At 66.1% G+C, this 21,373-nt stretch carries 17 protein-coding genes; 2 read left to right on the top strand and 15 right to left on the bottom strand.

Going from position 1 to position 21,373, the window contains the following annotated elements; all coding sequences use genetic code 11:
* Positions 1–5 precede the first annotated feature (5 nt).
* The 10 genes from VF716_RS13325 to pcaQ form a co-directional block, all read right to left on the bottom strand.
* Positions 6–1,367 carry a 3-carboxy-cis,cis-muconate cycloisomerase gene (locus tag VF716_RS13325; RefSeq protein ID WP_011912438.1) on the bottom strand — a complete coding sequence of 454 codons (1,362 nt, stop codon included), beginning with the start codon at positions 1,365–1,367 and terminating at the stop codon, positions 6–8.
* Positions 1,368–1,589: 222 nt separating this feature from the next.
* Positions 1,590–2,795: a 3-oxoadipyl-CoA thiolase gene (gene pcaF / locus VF716_RS13320; RefSeq protein WP_011912437.1), complete on the bottom strand. Its 1,206-nt coding sequence runs from the start codon at positions 2,793–2,795 to the stop codon at positions 1,590–1,592.
* Positions 2,792–3,574 carry a CoA-transferase subunit beta gene (locus VF716_RS13315; protein ID WP_011912436.1) on the bottom strand — a complete coding sequence of 261 codons (783 nt, stop codon included), beginning with the start codon at positions 3,572–3,574 and terminating at the stop codon, positions 2,792–2,794. The genes pcaF and VF716_RS13315 overlap by 4 nt, the downstream gene beginning before the upstream one ends.
* Positions 3,574–4,431, bottom strand: a complete 858-nt coding sequence (locus tag VF716_RS13310) for a CoA transferase subunit A (protein WP_020308029.1) — start codon at positions 4,429–4,431, stop codon at positions 3,574–3,576. The genes VF716_RS13315 and VF716_RS13310 overlap by 1 nt, the downstream gene beginning before the upstream one ends.
* Before the next feature lie 191 nt (positions 4,432–4,622).
* On the bottom strand, positions 4,623–5,465 hold the full coding sequence (locus VF716_RS13305; protein ID WP_011912434.1) for an IclR family transcriptional regulator domain-containing protein: 843 nt from the start codon (positions 5,463–5,465) through the stop codon (positions 4,623–4,625).
* Positions 5,466–5,533: 68 nt separating this feature from the next.
* Positions 5,534–6,463 (bottom strand): AEC family transporter, encoded by a 930-nt coding sequence (locus VF716_RS13300; protein ID WP_020308028.1) that lies wholly within the window; start codon positions 6,461–6,463, stop codon positions 5,534–5,536.
* A gap of 10 nt (positions 6,464–6,473) precedes the next feature.
* The gene (gene zapE, locus VF716_RS13295; protein WP_011912432.1) at positions 6,474–7,568 is read right to left on the bottom strand and encodes a cell division protein ZapE; all 1,095 of its coding nucleotides are present in this window, start codon (positions 7,566–7,568) and stop codon (positions 6,474–6,476) included.
* Complete coding sequence (pcaG, locus tag VF716_RS13290; RefSeq protein ID WP_011912431.1) at positions 7,558–8,163, bottom strand: protocatechuate 3,4-dioxygenase subunit alpha; 606 nt, start codon at positions 8,161–8,163, stop codon at positions 7,558–7,560. Before pcaG ends, zapE begins: the two co-directional genes overlap by 11 nt.
* A gap of 12 nt (positions 8,164–8,175) precedes the next feature.
* Positions 8,176–8,895, bottom strand: coding sequence for a protocatechuate 3,4-dioxygenase subunit beta (gene pcaH, locus VF716_RS13285; protein WP_011912430.1), 720 nt, complete (start codon positions 8,893–8,895; stop codon positions 8,176–8,178).
* A gap of 110 nt (positions 8,896–9,005) precedes the next feature.
* On the bottom strand, positions 9,006–9,920 hold the full coding sequence (gene pcaQ / locus VF716_RS13280) for a pca operon transcription factor PcaQ (RefSeq protein WP_011912429.1): 915 nt from the start codon (positions 9,918–9,920) through the stop codon (positions 9,006–9,008).
* Between the two features lie 136 nt (positions 9,921–10,056).
* On the opposite strand from pcaQ, the gene VF716_RS13275 reads away from it, so the two are divergent.
* Complete coding sequence (locus VF716_RS13275) at positions 10,057–10,872, top strand: DUF1206 domain-containing protein (protein WP_011912428.1); 816 nt, start codon at positions 10,057–10,059, stop codon at positions 10,870–10,872.
* A gap of 164 nt (positions 10,873–11,036) precedes the next feature.
* Here VF716_RS13275 and putP (VF716_RS13270) read toward each other — a convergent pair whose 3' ends face one another.
* Positions 11,037–12,521, bottom strand: coding sequence for a sodium/proline symporter PutP (gene putP / locus VF716_RS13270; RefSeq protein WP_041755407.1), 1,485 nt, complete (start codon positions 12,519–12,521; stop codon positions 11,037–11,039).
* Positions 12,522–12,715: 194 nt separating this feature from the next.
* A complete protein-coding gene (locus VF716_RS13265; RefSeq protein WP_020309264.1) occupies positions 12,716–14,734 on the bottom strand; it encodes a TonB-dependent receptor in 2,019 nt (672 codons plus the stop codon).
* A 224-nt stretch (positions 14,735–14,958) separates the two neighbouring features.
* Here VF716_RS13265 and VF716_RS13260 point away from each other — a divergent pair, with 224 nt between their 5' ends.
* A complete protein-coding gene (locus VF716_RS13260; protein ID WP_011912425.1) occupies positions 14,959–15,183 on the top strand; it encodes a DUF3203 family protein in 225 nt (74 codons plus the stop codon).
* Between the two features lie 145 nt (positions 15,184–15,328).
* On the opposite strand, the gene putP (VF716_RS13255) is transcribed toward VF716_RS13260, so the two are convergent.
* From putP (VF716_RS13255) to VF716_RS13245, 3 genes are all read right to left on the bottom strand, one after another.
* Positions 15,329–16,813: a sodium/proline symporter PutP gene (gene putP, locus VF716_RS13255; protein WP_440552745.1), complete on the bottom strand. Its 1,485-nt coding sequence runs from the start codon at positions 16,811–16,813 to the stop codon at positions 15,329–15,331.
* Positions 16,814–17,071: 258 nt separating this feature from the next.
* Positions 17,072–20,233, bottom strand: a complete 3,162-nt coding sequence (putA, locus tag VF716_RS13250) for a bifunctional proline dehydrogenase/L-glutamate gamma-semialdehyde dehydrogenase PutA (protein ID WP_440552744.1) — start codon at positions 20,231–20,233, stop codon at positions 17,072–17,074.
* Between the two features lie 263 nt (positions 20,234–20,496).
* Positions 20,497–21,252 (bottom strand): helix-turn-helix domain-containing protein, encoded by a 756-nt coding sequence (locus VF716_RS13245; RefSeq protein ID WP_017245692.1) that lies wholly within the window; start codon positions 21,250–21,252, stop codon positions 20,497–20,499.
* Positions 21,253–21,373: the final 121 nt, after the last annotated feature.

Here is a 21,373-nt window from a genome sequence, read left to right as displayed (position 1 = left end):
CGTTCTCACTCGTTCAGGGCATGGTGTTCGGCCACGGCGCGCTCGACCCAGCGGCGCGCCTGGCCCAGATAGTTGGCCGGATCGAGCAGGCGATCCAGTTCGGCATCGTTGAATCGGCTGCTGACCTCGGGACTGTCGCGCAGCACACCGCGCAGGTGGCGGCCCTCGGCCACCGCCTGCTTGCAGCACTGCTCGACCAGTTCGTGGGCTTTCTCGCGACCGACGAGCTGCGCCAGAGCGATGCTTACCGCCTCAGCCAGCACCAGCCCGCGGGTCAACTCCAGGTTGCCGCGTAGCCGTTCGCCATCCACCTCCAGCGCCGGTACGGCAATCAGCGCCTGGCTCAGGGCGCCGGAAACCAGGCAACAGAGTTCCGGCAAGGTTTCCCATTCGGCGAGCCAGAGACCGAGGCTGCGCTCGTGTTCCTGCGGCAGCGCCGACAGCATGGTAGCCACCAGCCCCGGCGCCCGGGTGGCGGCGGCGATCATCACCGCGCAGCCGACCGGGTTGCGCTTGTGCGGCATGGTCGAGGAACCGCCCTTGCCCGGCGCGGCGGGTTCGAAGACCTCGCCGACGTCGGTCTGCATCAGCAGGGCCAGGTCGCGGCCGAGCTTGCCCAGGCTGCCGGCGATCAAGCCAAGCAGGCTGGCGAACTCCACCAGGCGATCGCGCTGGGTATGCCAGGGCTGGTCGGGCAGGTTGAGCCCGAGTTCACCGGCCAATGCCTCGGAAACCGGCCAGGCCTGCTCGCCGAGCGCAGCCAGCGAGCCGGAAGCACCACCGAACTGGAGGCACAGGAGCCGCGGTCTGAGTTCGGCGAGCCGCTGGCGATGACGGGTCACGGCGCCGAGCCAGCCGGCGATCTTCATGCCGAGGGTTACCGGGGTTGCATGCTGCAGCCAGGTGCGCCCGGCCATCGGGGTCTCGGCATGGCGCGCGGCCTGGTCGGCCAGCGCGTCGCCGAGACGGCGCAGGTCCGTCTCGAGCAGCGCGAGGGCCTGCCGCAGCTGCAGGACCAGCCCGCTGTCCATGGCATCCTGGCTGGTGGCGCCCAGGTGCACGTATTTCTCGGCATCCGGGTCGTTGGCCGCGACTTGCCGGCCGAGCGCCTTGACCAGCGGAATCGCCGAATTGCCGGCCGTGGCGACCGCCTCGGCCAGTGCGCACAGGTCGTAGTGCTCGGCATGGCAGGCCGCCTCGATGGCGTCGACCGCGGTGGCGGGGATCACCCCGGTCCGCGCTTCGGCCCGGGCCAGCGCCGCCTCGAAATCCAGCATGCCCTGCACACGGCCGCGGTCGGAAAACACCTCACGCATCGGGGCGCTGGTGAAATAGACATCGAAGAGTTGGTTGCTTGGCCGGTCCAAAACCCGATTCCTTGTTATTCGATCGACGGATCAGTGTGGTCCAAATGCCCGCCCGCGCCCACCGCTGGATAAACATATCCGGGCACCGGTGTGAACGTCGCTCGGCGAGGATGCGGCGGTTGGTGGGCTGCAGCCCAGCCTGCCGGATTGCCGCCTGCATGTCGCAGGGCGACTTCAGCCCATCCACCCTCGCCCATTCACAGGCCAAGCTACCGCGGCCTGTCAGACCCGCTCCACCACCAGTGCCACCCCCTGGCCGACCCCGACGCACATGGTCGCCAGGCCCAACTTGCCGCCGGATTTCTCCAGTTGATGGACCGTTGTCAGTACCAACCGCGCGCCGCTCATCCCCAGCGGATGGCCGAGGGCGATGGCGCCACCGTTGGGGTTCACACGGGCATCGTCATCCGCCAACCCGAGATCACGCATGACGGCCAGGCCCTGAGCGGCGAAAGCCTCGTTGAGTTCGATGACGTCGAAATCGCTGACGGCCAGCTTCAGCCGCTCGCACAACTTCTTCACTGCCGGCACCGGGCCATAACCCATGATGCGCGGGGCGACGCCGGCACTGGCCATGCCGAGCACCCGGGCGCGCGGCTTGAGGCCGTACTTCTGCACCGCCTCGGCGCTGGCGAGAATCATCGCCGCCGCGCCGTCATTGACGCCCGAGGCGTTGCCGGCGGTGACCGTCTTGCCTTCGCCATTGACCGGCTTGAGCCTGGCCAGCACCTCGGCCGTGGTATCGGCACGAGGGTGCTCATCGGTATCGACCACCGTGTCGCCCTTCCTGCCCTTGATCACCACCGGGACGATCTCTTCGGCAAAGAAACCGGCTTGCTGCGCGGCAGCGGTGCGCTGCTGGCTGCGCAGGGCAAAGGCGTCCTGATCCTCGCGGCTGATGTCCCACTCGTCGCCGACGTTGTCGGCGGTCTGCGGCATGGCATCCACGCCATACATGTCCTTCATCTTCGGGTTGATAAAGCGCCAGCCGATGGTCGTGTCTTCGATCTTCTGGCTGCGGCCGAATGCGCTGTCGGCTTTGCCCATCACATAGGGTGCGCGGGACATGGACTCGACGCCGCCGGCGATGGCCAGCTCCAGTTCGCCGCAGGCGATGGTGCGAAAAGCGGTGCCCACCGCGTCCATACCTGAGGCGCAGAGACGGTTGAGCGTCACGCCCGGAACCGTCTCCGGCAGCCCGGCAAGCAGCGCGGCCATGCGTGCGACATTGCGGTTGTCCTCGCCGGCCTGGTTGGCGCTACCCATGAAGACTTCATCGACCGCCGCCGGGTCGAGACCGGGGTTGCGTTCGAGCAACGCCTTGAGCGGAATCGCTGCCAGGTCGTCGGCTCGCACGCCCGCCAGCGCGCCGCCGAAGCGGCCGATGGGCGTTCGTACGGCATCGCAGATGAATACGTCGCGGCTCATTCCTCACCTCCTGGCTGACCGTGGGCGGCGGCGGTGCGGGCCTCCAGCGCGCGCAGCGCCTGAAGCTCCTCGGCACGCGGCGCCTCGGTGGTTGTTACCTGCTCGGCGAAACGGATCGCCCAGCCGGTGTTCTCGACGACCTGCTCGCGCGTCACGCCCGGGTGCAGCGCGGTGACGACGAACTCGTGGGTGCCGACCTCCGGCTCCATGATGCACAGGTCAGTGATGATCGCCACCGGGCCCTTGCCAGGCAGCCCCAGTTGCTTGCGGTGCTCGCCGCCCTCGCCGAAGCCGACGGAGGTGATGAAGGCCAGCTTGTCGACGAAGGTGCGATGCGACTGCTTGAGGATGATCAGCACCTCCTTGGCGCTGCCGGCGATCTCCGGCGCCCCGCCGGCGCCGGGCAGGCGTACCTTGGGCTTGTGGTAATCACCGATCACCGTGGTGTTGATGTTGCCGTACTTGTCCACCTGTGCCGCGCCGAGAAAGCCCACATCGATGCGCCCTCCCTGCAGCCAGTAGCGGAAGATCTCGCCGGTGGGCACCACAGTGTCTGCGGTCTCGGCCAGTTCGCCGTCGCCGATGGACAGCGGCAGCACGGACGGCTTGGCACCGATCGGGCCGGATTCGTAGATCAGCACGACTTCAGGTGCATGGGTCAGGCGCGCCAGGTTGGCGGCCTTCGATGGCAGGCCGATGCCGACGAAACAGACGCTGCCGTTACCGAGGCGGCGGGCGGCGGCCACGGTCATCATTTCATTGGTGCTGTAGGCGCTCATCAGTTGGCCTCCTGCTGCTGGGCCAGCTTGCGTTGGAATTCGGCGAAGTCTTCGGTACCACGGATGTAGGTGTCGACCCAGGCGCTGAACGCCTCGCGGTCGCGGGCGATCGGGTCCCAGGCCTGATAGAAGCGGTTGTCGCGCTCGTAGTAGCCATGGGCATAGGACGGATGCGCACCGCCCGGGACGAGGCAGACCGCAGTCAGCGCCCAGGTGGGCAGCACACAGGCGTTCATCGGCGCATTGAGGTCGTCGACGATTTCCTCGACGGTCACGATGCAGCGTTTGGCGGCCAAGGCGGCCTCCTTCTGCACGCCAAGGATGCCCTGGATCAGCACGTTGCCCTTGCGGTCGGCCTTCTGCGCGTGGATCACGGTGACATCCGGGCGTACCGAAGGCACTGCAGCCAGCACCTCGCCAGTGAACGGGCAGGTAACCGATTTGATCAGCGGGTTGACCTTGGGCAGGTCGGAGCCGGCGTAGGCCCGCAGCACAGCGAATGGCAGGCCGGAAGCACCGGCGACGTAAGCGTTGGCGAGATCCGCGTGACTGTGCTCCTCGATCTCCAGCGGCTGCGGCCAGCCCTTCTCCACCGCGTCGCGCAGGCGGTGCAGCGAGCCGACCCCGGGGTTGCCGCCCCAGGAGAAGACCAGCTTCCTCGCGCAGCCGGCGCCGATCAACAGGTCGTAGACCAGGTCCGGGGTCATGCGTACCAGGGTCAGGTCCTTGCGGCCCTGACGCACGATCTCGTGGGCCGCGGCGGTGGGAATAAGGTGGGTAAAGCCTTCCAGGGCAACCGTGTCACCGTCCTGGATAAAGCGCTCGACGGCTTCGCGGAGCGTAAGGAGTTCAGCCATGAGTCGAATCTCGTGTTGTTTTCGGTACGCTGATTGCGTTGCGAAAACGGTAACGGTCCAACTCCCGGGCCACAATCCGATAATCGACATAGCGTTCGATTATCGAACGGATTAGCGTGCCATCCCCCGTTTTTATCTGCAACGTCCGCCTGGCCCCCGTCCCCGGCATCTCGACTAGGCGGACCGTATCATCAGTGGAACAGCCGCGTGCTCAGTTCGCGACTGGCTTCCAGCAACACCGGCAGGAAGCGCGTTTCCAGTTCCTGGCGCGAAACGCGGCCGGCATGGGTGCCGACGTTGAGTGCCGCCAGCACCTGCCCGGCGGAATCCTTCAGCGGCACCGCCAGCGAGCGCAGGCCCACTTCCAGCTCCTGATCGATGATGACCCAGCCCTGGTGGCGAATCTCGGCGATGTTCTGCCGCAGGGCCTCGGCCGTATGCAGGGTACGGCTGGTCTTGACCTGCAAGTCGGCGCGTTCGAGGTATTCGTCGAGGGCTGCATCGTCCAGCGCGGCCAGCAGGATACGGCCCATGGACGTGCAGTACGCCGGCAGCCGGCTGCCCACCGACAGATCCACCGAGATCAGCCGCTGCGGCGTGGCGGAGCGGGCGACATAGAGCACCTCGTCACCCTCCAGCGTGGCCATCGAACAGGCCTCGTGCAGCTGTTCACTGAGGCGGTCGAGGATCGGCTGCGCGGTCATCGCCAGCGGTGTGGAGGACAGGTAGGCGTGCCCCAGCGTCAACACCTTCGGCAGCAGCGAATAGGTGCGGCCGTCGGTGGTGACGTAACCGAGCTTCATCAGCGTATGCAGGCAGCGGCGTACGGCGGCGCGGGGGATTTCGGTGCGGTGGCTGATCTGCGCGATGGTCAGGTGACGCTTGCGCTCCTGGAACGCATGGATCACCGCCAGGCCACGGGCCAGCGACGTCATGAAGTTGGGATCGCCGGTCAGTGCCTCGATGCGCTTGGCAGGCGAAGCGACGATGGGCGGTGCCATCGGTGGTTGGAAAACGCGCGATTCGTCGGTCATGGCGGAAACCCCGGACAGCTGATGTAGGGCGATTATCGACACAGTGACCGATAATCGCCAATGCGGCTTTAGTGCAGCAGCCAGAGAAACAGGCTGATCGACAGGAAGGACAGCACCGTCGCGCTGACCACGGCGGCCGCGCAGCGTCCTTCCAGGCCGTAGCGTGCGCCAAGGATCGGATAGATGCTCAGCATCGGTGCCGCCGCCATGAGGATACCGGCCAGGCGCAGCTCCGGATCGTTCACCGGAAACAGCAGGAAGCACCCCATCACCAGCAGCGGATGCAGCAGCAACTTGCCCACTGCCAGCTGCGCCATGTCGGTATACAGTGCGCCGACCCGCAGGCCGTTGAGGCTGGCGCCGATGACGAACAGCGCCACCGGTGCGGAGGCCAGCGCCAGCATGTCGATGACCCGCATCATGACGGCCGGCGGGCGCAGCCCGAGCACCGCCAGCGTCAATCCCAGCGTGATCGCGATCAGCACCGGGTGGCGTACCAGGCTTTTCAGCGTGCCGCTCAGTGCTCGCCAGACGCCCGCGTCCGATTGCCGTCCGAGTTCGGTCAGCGTCAGCGCCAGCGGAATCATCAGCAGGTTCTCGATCATCATGCCCAGCGCGAGCGCCACCGCGGCCGGCGAGCCGACCACCATCACCACGATCGGATAGCCGACGAACCCGCTGTTGGAAACCGAACTGCCGAGTCCCGCCAACGCGCTGCCGCTCAGGCTGTCGCCCCGCACGCGGCGTGAGATGCCGTAGCCCAGGGCGAACGACGCCAGCGAGCCCAGGCCATAGGCGCACAGGTAGTTCCAGTTCAGCACCTGCTCCAGCGGCTGGTCGATCAGCGCCTTGATCACCAGCGCCGGCAGCGCGAAGGTGATGACGAAGCGCCCCATGCCCGCCGCCTGCTCGCGGCTGATCAGCTCGCTGCGACAGGCGAGAAAGCCGATACCGACGAGGATGAAGATGGGCGCGGTAATCCCGAGGATCGCGAGCATGGAAGTCTCGTCAGGCGGTCGGGGCATCGCCCGGTGGCAGCAAGCGCAACTGCTGCAACCGGCTGCGGGTGCGGGAGAAATCCACGTGGGCGCTTTCGCTCAGCAGCGCCGACAACGGCATTTCGCTCACCAGCAGCAACCGGTTGCCGTGGTCGTAGAGAATGTCCACCAGGTTGAGAAAGCGCTGTTGCACGTCGATGCCCTGCCCGTCGAGCGGAGGCACCCCGGACAACGCCAGCGCATGGAACTCTTCGGCCAGCCAGAGGAAGTCGGCGCTGGCGCGTGGTTCGCGGCACAGCGTATCGAAATGCAGCCAGCCGCGCTCCGCCTCGCGGGCCAGCAGCGGCAGCGGACGACGGTTCACATCCAGCATCAGATCGTGCTCGGCAGCCTCGCCCAGGGGCAACAGCGCGGCGACCCGGGCGCCCTGCTCCGACTCCGGCGCGACCGCGTAATCTCCCCATCGGTAGTCGCCGCGCAGGCGGTAATCCTCACCGCCATCGAGTTGCAGCACCTGGAAGCGCCGCTCGAGCAGTGCGATGGCCGGCTTGAACCGGTCGCGATACAGCGGGTTGGGGCACAGCCCGGCCGGTGGATAGTTGGACGTGCATACCAGCCCGACACCGGCCTGCACCAGGTGCTGCAGCAGCCGGCCGAGCAGCATGGCGTCGCCGATGTCATGCACATGGAATTCGTCGAAGCACAGCAGCCGGCTCTGCCCGGCGATCTCGGCGGCGATCAGTTGCAGCGGATCGGGCTGGCCGGTGATCTCCTGCAGGCGCAGCTGCACCTCGTGGAGAAAGGCATGGAAATGCACGCGGCGCTTGCTCGTCACCGGGGCTGCGGCAAAGAAGGCGTCCATGACGAAGCTCTTGCCGCGGCCGACGCCGCCCCACAGGTAGACGCCGGAGGACGGCGCGCGCAACCAGCTGCTGCGGCCACGCAGCCAGCGCTCGAGCCAGCCGGCGAGCTGGTCGATCGCGCGCTGCTGTGCCGGGTCGGCACGGTAGCCACGGGCCTGCAGGGCATCGGCAAACCGTTGCTGGATATGCGGGGCAACCCGCTCGCTGGTTACGCCCGCGACGGCGCTGAGCTCAGAAGTCAAAGAAAACCGTTTCCGCCTCGCCCTGGAGATGAATGTCGAAACGATACGCCAGTTTGCCGTCGACCTCGCAGCGTCGGGCGATCAGCGTCTCGCGCCGATGGGTCCATTCGATCAGGTTCAGCACCGGATCGGCGGCATTGGCCTGCGCCTCATCATCGAAGTAGATGCGCGTGTGCAGGTGGATGTTGATCCCGCGGGCGAACAGCGACACGTTGATGTGCGGCGCCATCGGTATCCCGGCGCGGTTCTTCACCACACCCGGCTTGACCGTACGAAGGGTCCACTCGCCGGCATCGAAGGTGGTGGCGGTACGGCCGAAGCTGTTGAACGACTGCTCCGGATCGAAACGCGGCTGATACCGGCCGGTGCTGTCGGCCTGCCAGAACTCGAGAAACGAATCGCGCACCAGATGGCCGCTGCCATCGTAGACGCTGCCCAGCAGCAGAATGTGCTCACCTGACGCGTCCGGCCTGGCCATCTCGTTCCAGATTTCCTGTTCGCGGGTCGGGTTGCCGGCGGCAGCCGGCGCCAGGCCGATGTGCACATAGGGGCCGGCCGTCTGCGAGGGGGTCTCCGGCAGCAGTTCAAGGGGCATGTCAGAGCCTCCTCAGCGGTTCTCGAAATGGGTCTTGCGCTGCCCGCGCAGCACGATATCGAAGCGATAGGCCAGGCAATCCATGGGATTGGCGTTGCCCATGTCGAGCCTGGCGATCAGCGTCTGCACCGCGGCGGGGTTGGCGATGGTCTTGACGATCGGGCACAGCGGGATCAGCGGATCGCCTTCGAAATACAGCTGGGTGATCAACCGCGTGGAGATCGATGGGCCGCTGACCGAGACGTGGATGTGCGAGGGCCGCCAGTCGTTCGGCCCGTTGCGCCAGGGATACGGACCCGGCTTGATCGTGCGAAAGATGTAGGTGCCTTCGCTATCGGTCAGCGTACGACCGACACCGCCGAAGTTCGGGTCGAGCGGCGCCACGTAGCGATCGTTTTTGTGCCGGTAGCGCCCGCCGGCATTGGCCTGCCACATCTCCACCAGCGTGTTGGAAATCGGCTTGCCGTACTGGTCCATGACCCGTCCGGAGACGATGATCCGCTCGCCGATGGGCAAGCCACCATGGTTGAAGTTGAGCAGCAGATCGTTGTCATGATCGCCGAACTTCAGGTGCGAGAAATCCGGGCCGGTGGTTTCGGACAGCGATGCGGGGATGCTGATCAGCGCCTGACGTGGCGACCGGGCTACGGAGGTCCTGTAGTCGGGCGTTAGCGCCGCCGGATGCCAGGTGCGATCACGGGCGACGAACAGGCGGGTGTCCGGTTCGGACATGGCAGGCTCCTTTCTTGTCGTTGGGCACGAAGCCTTCAAGGCGGAGCCAGTGTGCGACAGCCTGCCGCAGGCCGAAATTGAAAAGAACGGGCCGATCCATAACCCAGGGGTTATGGATTGCGGTAAACCACCGCTGCTTCACGCAGCGCCTCGCAGCACCACTGCATGGCCAGGGTGGGCGGCAGCGATGGGTTGCTGCAGATGCCCACCGAGCCGCCGGGCTCCTTCAAACCCAGGTCCAGCTCCACCAGCTCTCCGCAGGCGAGGTCCTGGCGCACCGCATCCAGTGGCGCAACCCAGACGGCATCGCTGTCGAGCACGTAGCGACGGCTCAACGCGACGGACAGCGTTTCCAGGCGCCGCGGCGGCGCAGCGATGCCCAGCTGCATGAACAGGCTGTCCGCCGAGCGCCGGATGCTGGTGCCGGCCAGCGGCAGCACCACCGGATAATCGCCCAGCTGCCCGGCGCCGGCGCCTAGCAGTGCATGGTCCGGGCGCACCACCAGCGTCATGGACTCGCTATAGAGGTGCTCGAAACTGAGCCCCTCGATCTGCGGATTGTCGGTGACCCGGCCGATCACCAGGTCCAGTTCGCCGCTGCGCAGCTGGCCCAGCAGGTATGCGCCCGGCCCCGTGGCAACGCTCACCACCAGCGCCGCATGCTGGGCATGCAGCCGACGCACCACATCGGGCAGTAACGCGCTTTCCACCGTGGACAGCACACCCAGGCGCACCATTCCGGCCTCATGCTCGCCCGCTCGCAGGCTGCGCACGCCTTCACGCAGCGCCTGCACGCTCGGCCCGGCGTAGCGCAGGAAGGCACTGCCGGCGGCCGTCAGGCGGACGCCGGTCTTGCTGCGCTCGAACAGGCTGGTGCCAAGTAGCGCCTCGAGTTCCTTCAAGGTCTTGGAGATCGCTGGCTGGCTCACCGCGAGTGTTTCGGCGGCGCGCGCCAGACTGCCCTGCCGGGATATTTCCAGAAAGCAGAGCAGATGACGGTACTTGATTCGGTTATCGATGTTCACCGGAGCCCCCGTTGGCGGTGCCGGTCGATTGTAGCCTCAGCGGGTCACGGCGCTGTGCATCCATATCGCAGCAGACTCGAACCGAGACGCAAAGAGGGCATCTACTGAAAGGGTGGATGGCCTACGGAGGAAAACGATGAACGTGACCCGCGGAGTGGTCTGGCTGGCGCGCAGCGGCTATGCAGCGCGTGGCCTGGTGTATGTGATCGTCGGATTCTTCGCCGTCATGGCCGCACTGGGCTCGGGAGACACCGTGGACACCCGCGGCGCCGTGCAGCAGCTGCTCGGGCAGCCCTTCGGTGCCGTGCTGCTCTGGCTGGTGGTGATCGGCCTGCTGGCCCATGTGGCTTGGCGCCTGACACAAGGCATCGGCGATACCGACCGGCACGGTCGCGATGCCAAGGGCCTGCTGGTGCGCACGGGGCTGGTCAGCAGCGGCGTGGTGAATCTGTTGCTCGCGCTGTTCACCCTGAGCCTGCTGGTGAGCGGCCTGGACCGTTTCGCCGAGGGCGGCGGCGGTTCCGGAAGCGACAGCACCGACAGCCTGATGCGGCTGCTGGGCCTGGAACATTCGCACTGGCTGATCTGGGCGATCGCGCTGATCCCGCTCGGCGTCGGCATCGCCCACCTGATCAAGGCATGGCGCGCGCATTTCGAGCGCTACTTCCGGTGCGACGAGGGCACCATGCGCCTGGTTCGGCCCGTCTCGCGTATCGGCCTGGCTGCACGTGGCTGTTCCTTTCTGATCATTGCCGGGCTGCTGTTCATGGGTGGCAGCCGTTACGAACCGACCGACCCACCCGGCCTCAAGGAAGCGCTGGAAGCGCTGCAGGGCATGCCCGCCGGTGGCGCGCTGCTGCTGGCAATCGGCGTCGGCCTGCTGGCCTTCGCCGTGTACAGCTTCGCCGAAGCGCGCTGGCGGCGGATCGATTTGTCCGAGGTGATGGATTGAGCAGGATTGGCGGTGGGCGGGCGGGATGCCTTACGCCTTGAATCGGATCGACCGTAGCGGTGGGCTGAAGCCCACCCTACGCAGGATTGGCATGACGGTTCTGCATGGCCGCTTGTTTGTAGGGTGGGCTTCAGCCCACCACGCGCGCGCACCCACTCCGGTCATCAACCGGCGTGGTAATCCGCATCCGCCTCTTCAAAGCGCTTGACGATGCTCGGCGCCGGCTCGGCGCCCAGCTTGCTCACCACCACGATGGCAATACTGGCGAGGATGAAGCCCGGGATGATTTCGTACAGGCCCAGGCCAATGAACTCCTTCCACACCACCACGGTGACCGCGCCCACCAGCATGCCGACCAGCGCGCCGTTGCGGGTCATGCGCTTCCACAGCAGCGAGATCAGCACCACCGGACCGAACGCGGCACCGAAGCCGGCCCAGGCGTAGGACACCAGACCCAGCACCTTGCTCTCGGGGTTGGAGGCGATGCCGATGGCGATCAGGGCAATCAGCAGCACCATGCCTCGGCCGACCCACACCAGTTCGGTCTGCGAGGCATGCTTGCGCAGCATGGCCTTGTAGAAGTCCTGGGTCAGCGCACTGGAGCTGACCAAGAGTTGCGCACTGAGGGTGCTCATCACCGCCGCCAGCACGCCGGAGAGGATGATGCCGGCCACCCAGGGGTTGAACAGGATCTTCACCAGCTCCATGAACACCCGCTCGCCGTTCTGGCTCACCGCACCGGCCTGGTCCGGGTGATCGGCGAAGTAGGCGATGCCGAGGAAACCCACCGCTACGGCACCGGCCAGCGTCAGGATCATCCAGGTCATGCCGATGCGACGGGCGTTGGGGATGGTCTTGATCGAGTCGGCGGCCATGAAGCGCACCAGGATGTGCGGCTGGCCGAAGTAGCCCAGGCCCCAGGCCAGCAGCGAGATGATGGCGACGAAGGACAGCCCGCGGAACATGTCGAAGTTGGCCGGGTTCTGCGCCTCGATGGTGGCCATCACGGTGCCCATGTCACCGAGGGCGAGGATGACGAACAGCGGCGTGATCAGCAGCGCGAAGATCATCAGCGTGGCCTGCACGGTGTCGGTCCAGCTCACCGCCAGGAAGCCGCCGATGAACACATAAAGGATGGTCGCCGCAGCGCCGACCCACAGTGCGTATTCGTAGGGCATGCCGAAGGTGGACTCGAACAGCCGCGCGCCGGCCACCACGCCCGAGGCGCAGTAGATGGTGAAGAACACCAGGATCACCAGCGCGGAGAAGATCCGCAGCATGCGGCTCTCGTCCTCGAAGCGGTGCGAGAAATAGTCCGGCAGGGTCAGCGCGTTGTGGTTGTGCTCGGTGTGCACGCGCAGGCGACCGGCGACGAACAGCCAGTTGAGCCAGGCGCCGATGATCAGGCCGATGGCGATCCAGCTTTCCGACAGGCCGGCGACGAAGATCGCGCCGGGCAGGCCCATCAGCAACCAGCCGCTCATGTCCGAGGCACCGGCCGACAGCGCGGTGACGAAGCTGCCGAGGCTGCGCCCACCGAGGATGTAGTCGGAGAAGTTCTTGGTGGCACGGTAGGCGATGAAGCCGATCAGGATCATCGCGGCGATGTAGACCACGAAAGTGATCAGAGTGGGGGTGCTGACGTTCATGGGACTTGTTTTCCTTGTGTGTCCTGACGCTCCGCCCGCCGAGCCCGGCCGCGGAACCATCGAGGGGCGCAAGGATAGCGCGTCGCCCGCCTGCGTGCGCGTGACCGCCAGGTTCTCCAGGAGCGCAGCGCCGCCGCTATAACGAAAAAGGGCCGGCAAACGGTGCCAGCCCTTTTGGCGCAATCACCGTGTCGTCAGAACGCCAGGCGCACGCCTACGGTCAGGTTGCGACCGGGCAACAGCACCTCATCCTTGATGAACGAGGTGTGCTGACGGGCCTTCTCGTCCAGCAGGTTGTTCGCCTTGAGATAGAGCAGGTAGTCGGTCTGGCTCAGCGAGCCGCTGTAGCCGAGGCTGGCACCGAGCATGTTGTAGCCGCCGGTTTCGGTTTCGTAGTCGGCCAGGTCGTCCTGACGCTGCACGCGATAGAACTCCAGTTGACCATTGAGCGCCGGGGTAAAGCTCTGGTCCAGCCGCACGCCGAGGCGATCGGCGGGAATGCGCGGCAGGTCGCCACCGTCCCCGCGAAGCTTGCCGCGCACGTGGTCGCCGAACAGAGTGAACGCGGTGGCGTCGGTGGCCTGGAAGCGCACCTCCCCTTCCGCGCCGGTGAGCACGGCGTCCTGCTGGCGGTATTCGATCTCGCGGTAACCGCCGCCGATGTCGTTGCCGGTGTCCGCGGCATAGATGAAGTCATCCACCTCGTTGCGGAAAACGCTGAGGCTGAAGGTGGTACGGCCGGCGAACTTGCGCAGGGTGACCTCGGCGTTGTGGGAGGTTTCCTCTTTCAGATCGACGTTACCCAGCTCGACGGTGCGGGTCGCCGCATGCGGGCCGTTGGCGTAGAGCTCCTCGGCACTGGGCAGGCGCTGCGAACGGGTCAGCGAGAAGCCCAGCGAGTACTGCGGAGCGAAGGTCCAGACCGCGCCGGCGGACATCGAAGTGCCACTGTGGTCGGTATCCGGGCGGCCATCGGCATCGATGTCCTGCCATTCGTGACGCAGGCCGAGTTCGTAGCGCCAGGCGCCGGCGGTGTATTCCTCCAGCAGGAACAGACCGTGGTTGCGGGTCAGCGTCTGCGGCACGTAGGCCTCCTCGCCGAGGGCTTCGAAGTCGCGACGCAGGGTCTGTGCCCCGAGCACGCCGCGCCAGCCGAACAGCGGCTGATGGGTCAGCTCCAGGCGGGCATCGGTGGCGTCGTTGTTGAAGCGAGTGCCCACTTCCCCGCCTTCGATCTCCTTGTGCTGGTAATCGCTGTGGCCGACACGCAGCCGTGCCAGTTCAAAGCCCGGCAGCGGATCGCTCAGCTCGCCGCGCAGATCCCAGCGCTTCTGCCGCATGTCGACGTAGGGCACGCTGCCGTGTTCGTGGTCGTGATCATGGTCGTCGTCATCGTCATCGTGGCCGCCGCAATGCCAGTCGCTGCCGTGCGTGTGGCAATCGGCGTGCTCGTGGGCCAGCAGCCCGTAGCGGTTGTTCTGCTCACCGTAGGCGGCGCCGATGTAGCCACGCTCGCCGATGAAGCTGGCGCCCAGGTTGAAGCTGTCGGTGTCGTTGTAGGAGCCTTCCTGCTTGTTCGGCGAGCCGGGGATTTCATAGGGGTCGGCCTGACGCTTGGTACCCTCGGCGCGGACGGCGAAGTTGCCGCTGCCGGCAGTGATACCGAACACCCCGGCACCTTCGTTGGCGACGCTGTTGGCGCGTAGCTCCAGCTCGCCTTCGTAGCCTTTCTCCGGGACGCGGGTGGGTATCTTCTTGTCGATCACGTTGACTACCCCGCCGATGGCGCCGCCACCGTAGAGCAGGGTCGCCGGCCCCTTGAGCACCTCGATGCGCTCGGCCAGCAAGGGCTCGCTGGTCACCGCGTGGTCGGGGCTGATGGTGGAAGCGTCGAGCAGTTCGACGCCATCGCTCAGCACCTTGACCCGGGCGCCATCCAACCCGCGGATCACCGGACGTGCCGCGCCGGCGCCGAAGCTGCTGGAGCGCACGCCCGGCAAGCTTTCCAGGGTTTCGCCCAGTGTCGCTTCACGGCGCAGCACCAGCTCATCGTTTTCCATCACGGCGACCGGGGTGGTCATCTCATGGCTCTGCTTGGCCAGGCCGCTGGCGCTGACCACGACGGATTGCAGTTCGACCGGATCGGCGGCCCAGGCAGCCGGAACCAGAGCCAGGCTGATCGCCCAGACCAGGGGATGACGCTTCAGTTTCATGTGATTCTCCAGACAGTGGCGGTTGCCTTCCGAGGCAACCGAAGAGGCTGTGCGCCGGCATCGGGACACGAGCACCGGCATGCGGGGCGAGAATCTAACATGTTATATCGTAACGTTTCAGTCTGTTTTTCCCTGGCAGGCACAACCGATGCCACTCGTACGTGGTCCAAACGAAGAGGCCGTGCGAGCCGCGTGCGGCTCTGGATTGCTTCGGGAGGTAGATCATGACCGTCGACATCGACACCACCACCGGCACCTGCTGCGTGGTCATCAACGGCAACACGCACCGCAGCGCCCTGATGGACGTGCGCATCACCACCGATCCGGAGGCACGCATGTCGGTGATGAACATCGACGGCACCAGCATCCATGTGCCGGAGGACGAAGCCGAACATCTGATAGCCGCCGGCGCGGTGGACGATCGCTCCAATCTGGTGGCGGACGACTAGGCTCAGGCCAGAAAACAAAAACCCCGGCTAGCCGGGGTTTTCGCCATTTGGTGTGCGAGTCGGTGGCGATCCATCCGGGCGGGCTCAAATGGGGCCTGCCTTGCCAACCTCTATCCGCGCAGCGAGCGCGCACCCACTCCGGTCATCAACCGGCGTGGTAATCCGCGTCGGCTTCCTCGAAGCGCTTGACGATGCTCGGGGCCGGCTCGGCGCCCAGCTTGCTCACCACCACGATGGCAATACTGGCGAGGATGAAGCCCGGGATGATTTCGTACAGGCCCAGGCCAATGAACTCCTTCCACACCACCACGGTGACCGCGCCCACCAGCATGCCGACCAGCGCGCCGTTGCGGGTCATGCGCTTCCACAGCAGCGAGATCAGCACCACCGGACCGAACGCGGCACCGAAGCCGGCCCAGGCGTAGGACACCAGACCCAGCACCTTGCTCTCGGGGTTGGAGGCGATGCCGATGGCGATCAGGGCAATCAGCAGCACCATGCCTCGGCCGACCCACACCAGTTCGGTCTGCGAGGCATGCTTGCGCAGCATGGCCTTGTAGAAGTCCTGGGTCAGCGCACTGGAGCTGACCAAGAGTTGCGCACTGAGGGTGCTCATCACCGCCGCCAGCACGCCGGAGAGGATGATGCCGGCCACCCAGGGGTTGAACAGGATCTTCACCAGCTCCATGAACACCCGCTCGCCGTTCTGGCTCACCGCACCGGCCTGGTCCGGGTGATCGGCGAAGTAGGCGATGCCGAGGAAACCCACCGCTACGGCACCGGCCAGCGTCAGGATCATCCAGGTCATGCCGATGCGACGGGCGTTGGGGATGGTCTTGATCGAGTCGGCGGCCATGAAGCGCACCAGGATGTGCGGCTGGCCGAAGTAGCCCAGGCCCCAGGCCAGCAGCGAGATGATGGCGACGAAGGACAGCCCGCGGAACATGTCGAAGTTGGCCGGGTTCTGCGCCTCGATGGTGGCCATCACGGTGCCCATGTCACCGAGGGCGAGGATGACGAACACCGGGGTGATCAGCAGCGCAAAGATCATCAGCGTGGCCTGTACGGTGTCGGTCCAGCTCACAGCCAGGAAGCCGCCGATGAACACATAGAGGATAGTCGCCGCCGCGCCGACCCACAGTGCGTACTCGTACGGCATGCCAAAGGTGGACTCGAACAGTCGCGCACCGGCGACCACGCCCGAGGCGCAATAGATGGTGAAGAACACCAGAATCACCAGCGCGGAGAAGATCCGCAGCATGCGGCTCTCGTCCTCGAAGCGGTGCGAGAAGTAATCCGGCAGCGTCAGCGCGTTGTGGTTGTGCTCGGTGTGCACACGCAAACGCCCGGCGACGAAGATCCAGTTGAGCCAGGCGCCGACGATCAGGCCGATGGCGATCCAGCTTTCCGACAGACCAGCGACGAAGATCGCGCCGGGCAGGCCCATCAGCAGCCAGCCGCTCATGTCCGAGGCGCCCGCCGACAACGCGGTGACGAAGCTGCCGAGGCTGCGCCCGCCGAGGATGTAGTCGGAGAAGTTCTTGGTGGCGCGGTAGGCGATGAAGCCGATCAGGATCATCGCGGCGATGTAGATCAGAAAGGTGATCAGCGTGGGTGTACTGACGCTCATTGTGAATCCCTCGTTAGTTGTTGTTCGGCGGAGCGCGAGCGAACCCGCGTGCCACCTTGGCAGAGGGCGATGGCGAAAGCGGCCATCACCGGCGACAGGCCCAACCCGGGCCCGTCAGTGGCGGAAGAGCGTCCGCCAACTGTCCAATTTGTTGTTGTACGCCGGCTGCCGGGACAGCCGGGTTGATGTCATGCGCGGGTTGCGGCCGAAGCCAGCCCCCGCGGTTACACGCCGACGCCCCTGCGGGCGTCAATCCGCTCAGTCGTCGCCGAGCGACAGCAGCGAGGCGTTGCCGCCCACCGCCGTGGTGTTGGTCGAGGTGGTGCGCTCGTTGGCGAAGCGCAGCAGGTAGCTCGGGCCGCCCGCCTTCGGGCCGGTGCCGGACAGGCCACAGCCCCCGAACGGTTGCACGCCCACCACCGCACCGATCTGGTTGCGGTTGACGTAAAGGTTGCCGACCCGCGCCAGATGCTCGATGCGTTCGGCGGTTTCCTCGTTGCGGCTGTGCACACCGAGCGTCAGGCCGTAGCCGGTGCCATTGATCGCCGCGACGACCTTTTCCAGGTCCGCCGCGTCGTAGCGCGCCACATGCAGCACGGGGCCGAAATGCTCCTTCTTCAGCTGGTGAATGCCGTCGATCTCGAAGGCCACCGGCGCCACGAAATGGCCGTTGAGCCCCTCCGGCAATCGGGCTTCGGCGATCAAGCGCCCTTCGCTCTTGAGCTGCTGGATATGCGCCAGCAGGCCTTCGCGCGCCTCCTGATCGATCACCGGGCCGATGTCGTTCTCGCGCAGATGGGTCGGCCCCACCCGCAGCTCGGCCATGGCACCCTTGAGCAGCTCGATCACGCGGTCGGCGATATCACGCTGCACGTAAAGCACGCGCAACGCCGAGCAACGCTGGCCGGCACTGGTGAAGGCCGAACCGACCGCGTCCTTGATCACCTGCTCGGGCAGCGCGGTGGAGTCGACGATCATCGCGTTCTGCCCGCCGGTCTCGGCGATCAGCGTGGCGATGGCGCCCTCCTTCTCGGCAAGCTGGCGATTGATGATGCGCGCCGTGTCGGTGGAACCGGTGAAGCACACACCGACCACCCGCGGATCGCGACAGAACACGCCGCCCAGGGTGGCGCCATCGCCCGGCAGGAAGGCGATTGCCTCCTTCGGCAGGCCGGCTTCGAACATCAGCTCCAGCGCACGGGCGGCGATCAGGCTGGTCTGCTCGGCCGGCTTGGCCAGCACGGTGTTGCCGGCCACCAGGGCCGCGCTGATCTGACCGAGGTAGATGGCCAGCGGGAAATTCCACGGGCTGACGCAGACGAACACGCCGCGGCCTTCATGGAACAGCTCGTTGCGCTCGCCGGTCGGGCCTTTCAGCTCTTCGCGGCCGAGCTTCAGGCGTGCCTGCTGGGCGTAGTAGCGGCAGAAATCCACCGCCTCGCGCACCTCGTCGATGCCATCCTGCAGCGACTTGCCGGCTTCCACCGTACACAGCGCCATCAGCTCGGCACGGTGTTTTTCCAGCAGATCGCCGAGACGCTCAAGCACCGCCGCGCGGCTCTCCACGGGTGTCGCGTTCCAGGTCGGCCAGTAGGCGGCCAGCCGCTCGACCGCGTGGCGTGCCTGCTCGGCGCTGGCGAACTGGGCCTGGCCGACGACCTTGTTCAGGTCATAGGGGCAGCGTACCTCGGACGGCGTACCGGCCAGGGTTTGCCCGCCGATCACCGGCGCGGCCTGCCATTGACGATCGAGGAAAGGTTGATAGGCGCTGGCCAGTTCGTTCCATTGTTGTTGGATGTTCATGTTGATCCCTTGGGAGTTCTTGCGATTGCCGTACAAGGCCGGCGGCAGCGGAATGCGCGGGTTGCCCAGCGCGGCGAACCTGCGCAGCTGGCTAACCGGGTGATCGATCAGCGACTCGACCGGCACGCGCGGATCGACCAGCTGATGGACGAAGGACGAATTGGCACCGTTCTCCAGCAGGCGGCGCACCAGATAGGGCAGCAGGTCCTTGTGGGCGCCGACCGGCGCATAGATGCGCACGTTCTTGCGGTACTTCTCGATCACCGTGTCGTACAGCGCATCGCCCATGCCGTGCAGGCGCTGAAACTCGAATTCGCGCGGCTGCGCCGCCCGCTCGGCCATGTCCAGGATGCAGCTGACGGTATGCGCGTTGTGGCTGGCGAACTGTGGGTAGATCACGCCGCGGGTGTGCTCGGAGAGCAGGTAGCGGGCGCAGGCGAGGTAAGACGTATCGGTGCCTTCCTTGCGGGTATAGACCGGGTAACCGTCCAGCCCCTGGACCTGGCACTGCTTGATCTCGCTGTCCCAGTAGGCGCCCTTGACCAGGCGCAGCGGAATGCGCGCGCCCAGCTCGCGGCCCAGCAGTGTCAGCCAGACAAGCACCGGCAGGCAGCGCTTGGAATAGGCCTGGATGACCAGGCCGAACTCGCCCCAGCCGGCGATAGCCGGATCACGCATGAGCTTCTCGAACAGTTCGAGCGACAGCTCCAGGCGGTCGGCCTCCTCGGCATCGATAGTGATACCGACATCCAGGCGGCGGGCCAGGATGGCTAGCTCGCGGACGCTGGCGAACAGCTCGTTGAGCACCCGCTCGCGCTGAGCGACTTCGTAGCGCGGGTGCAGCGCCGACAGCTTGATCGACACCGAAGGTCGTGGCCCCGGCCCGACCTGCGGCTCGGCGCCCACGGTTTCCACGGCCTGGCGGTAGTCGGCCATGTACTTTGCGGCGTCTTCAGCGGTCAGCGCGGCCTCGCCGAGCATGTCGAAGGAATAGGTGTAGCCCTTCTCCCGCTCCGGTCGGCCGTTCTTAAGGGCTTCTGCGATGGTGCGACCGAGCACGAACTGCTTGCCCATCAGCTTCATGGCCTGGTTCATCGCGGCGCGGATCACTGGCTCGCCGGAGCGTTTGAGCAGGCGGCCGATGACGTTCTTCGGCCGGCCGTCGGCAGTCTCCGGATCGACCACCTTGCCGGTCATCACCAGGCCCCAGGCAGCGAAGTTGACCAACACGTTGTCGCTCTGGCCCAGGTGGCGCTCCCATTCGGCGGCGTTGAGCTTGTCGCGGATCAGCGCATCGGCGGTCGCCGCGTCCGGTACGCGCAGCAGCGCTTCGGCCAGGCACATCAGCATCAGCCCTTCCTGGGTATCGAGGCTGTACTGGCGCAGCAGGGCATCAAGGGTGTCGACCGCGTTGTCACGAGCGCGCACGGCTTCGATCAGCGTGCGCGCTCGTTCGCGAATGGCGGCGATGCCCGCCTCGCCCGGATCGGCGAGCTGCAGCAGTTCGGTGAGATAGGCGGCCTCGTCAACGCTGTAGTTGGCGCTGATGGCGGGATAGAATTCTGCTGCTGTCTGGTTGGCGAAGGCGCCATCCAGCACGTGACCGGCCTTGAACATGCGCCGCTCCTCTTTTGAGTTGTGTCTGCTTATAGGTCTAGTCCACGGCCGGGCTGATGATGCAGCACAAGACGATGAGCCAGGTCGGGAAGCGGAATGTAGGGTCAGCGCGTCGAGCCGTTCTTACGCAAAACTACGGAAGTTTTGCGAAAAACTCCGATAGGGGAAGGCGGAAAAGCTGTGGTAACAAAAGCGCACCAGGATGGCGCAGGAATATCTGCGTAATCACTGACCGGCGCGAAAACAGGGCGATCCAGGGCCGATCAGCGATCCGACTTGCGCAGCCCGCGAGGGGTCAGGCCGAGGTAGCGGCGGGTGGCCGTGGTCAATGCGCTCTGACTGGAGAAGCCGCACTCCTCGGCGATGCGCACTAAGGGCAGCGGCGTCTCGCGCAGCAGGCGCGCGGCGCGATCGAGGCGGGCCTTGAGCAGGTACTGGTGCGGGGTGAGGCCGACGCTGTCCTTGAACTGGGCGTGAAAATGGCTGGGGCTCAGGCAGACCACCTGGGCCAGCTCGGCGACCGTGATGCGCCGCGCCAGATTGCTCTGGATGTGGCTGTCCAGTCGCTGCAGATCCAGCGGGCCGGCCGGGCGCTGCTGGGCTTCGCCGAAAAGCCGCAGGTGCAGCGCCCGTAACAGCACGCCACCCAGCGCGCGGGCCAGCAGCGGATCGCTGCCGTAGCGCGCCAGCTCGGCACCGGCGTACGCCAACAGGTTCTGGAAGTCGGCATCCAGCGCCGGATAGCGCGGCGCCTCGAACAGGCGCGCCAGCAGTTCGGGATCTTCGGTGCCGACTTCCTGCTCATCCAGGTCGATGATCAGCATGCGGTTGTCGCCCATGCCGGCGAAACCATGATCGGCATCCCCCGGCACCAGGCAGGCGCGCATCCGGCACACCTCCCCGCCCGAGCCGTTGACCTCGAATTCCGCACGACCGGCCAGCGACATCACCAACTGGTGATAGTCGTGGGCGTGCTGGTGAGTCTGGTCATCCAGGCGAAGCAGACGGGCATTGAGCATGTGGGCACCTGAGGTTGGCAGCCGTCGCCGTTGATGAAAGACGCCGGCCAGTGCGCACTCTACCTAACGCCGGGGAAGGTGCCCACCCCGCGGCCGGGATTGAAATCATCCGGGGCACTAC

It is taken from the genome of Stutzerimonas sp. Brlt_14 (genome assembly GCF_051948915.1).
Classification (GTDB): domain Bacteria; phylum Pseudomonadota; class Gammaproteobacteria; order Pseudomonadales; family Pseudomonadaceae; genus Stutzerimonas; species Stutzerimonas stutzeri.
Note: the sequence above shows the minus strand (reverse complement) of the source record. Positions and strands in the feature narration are given on the sequence as shown.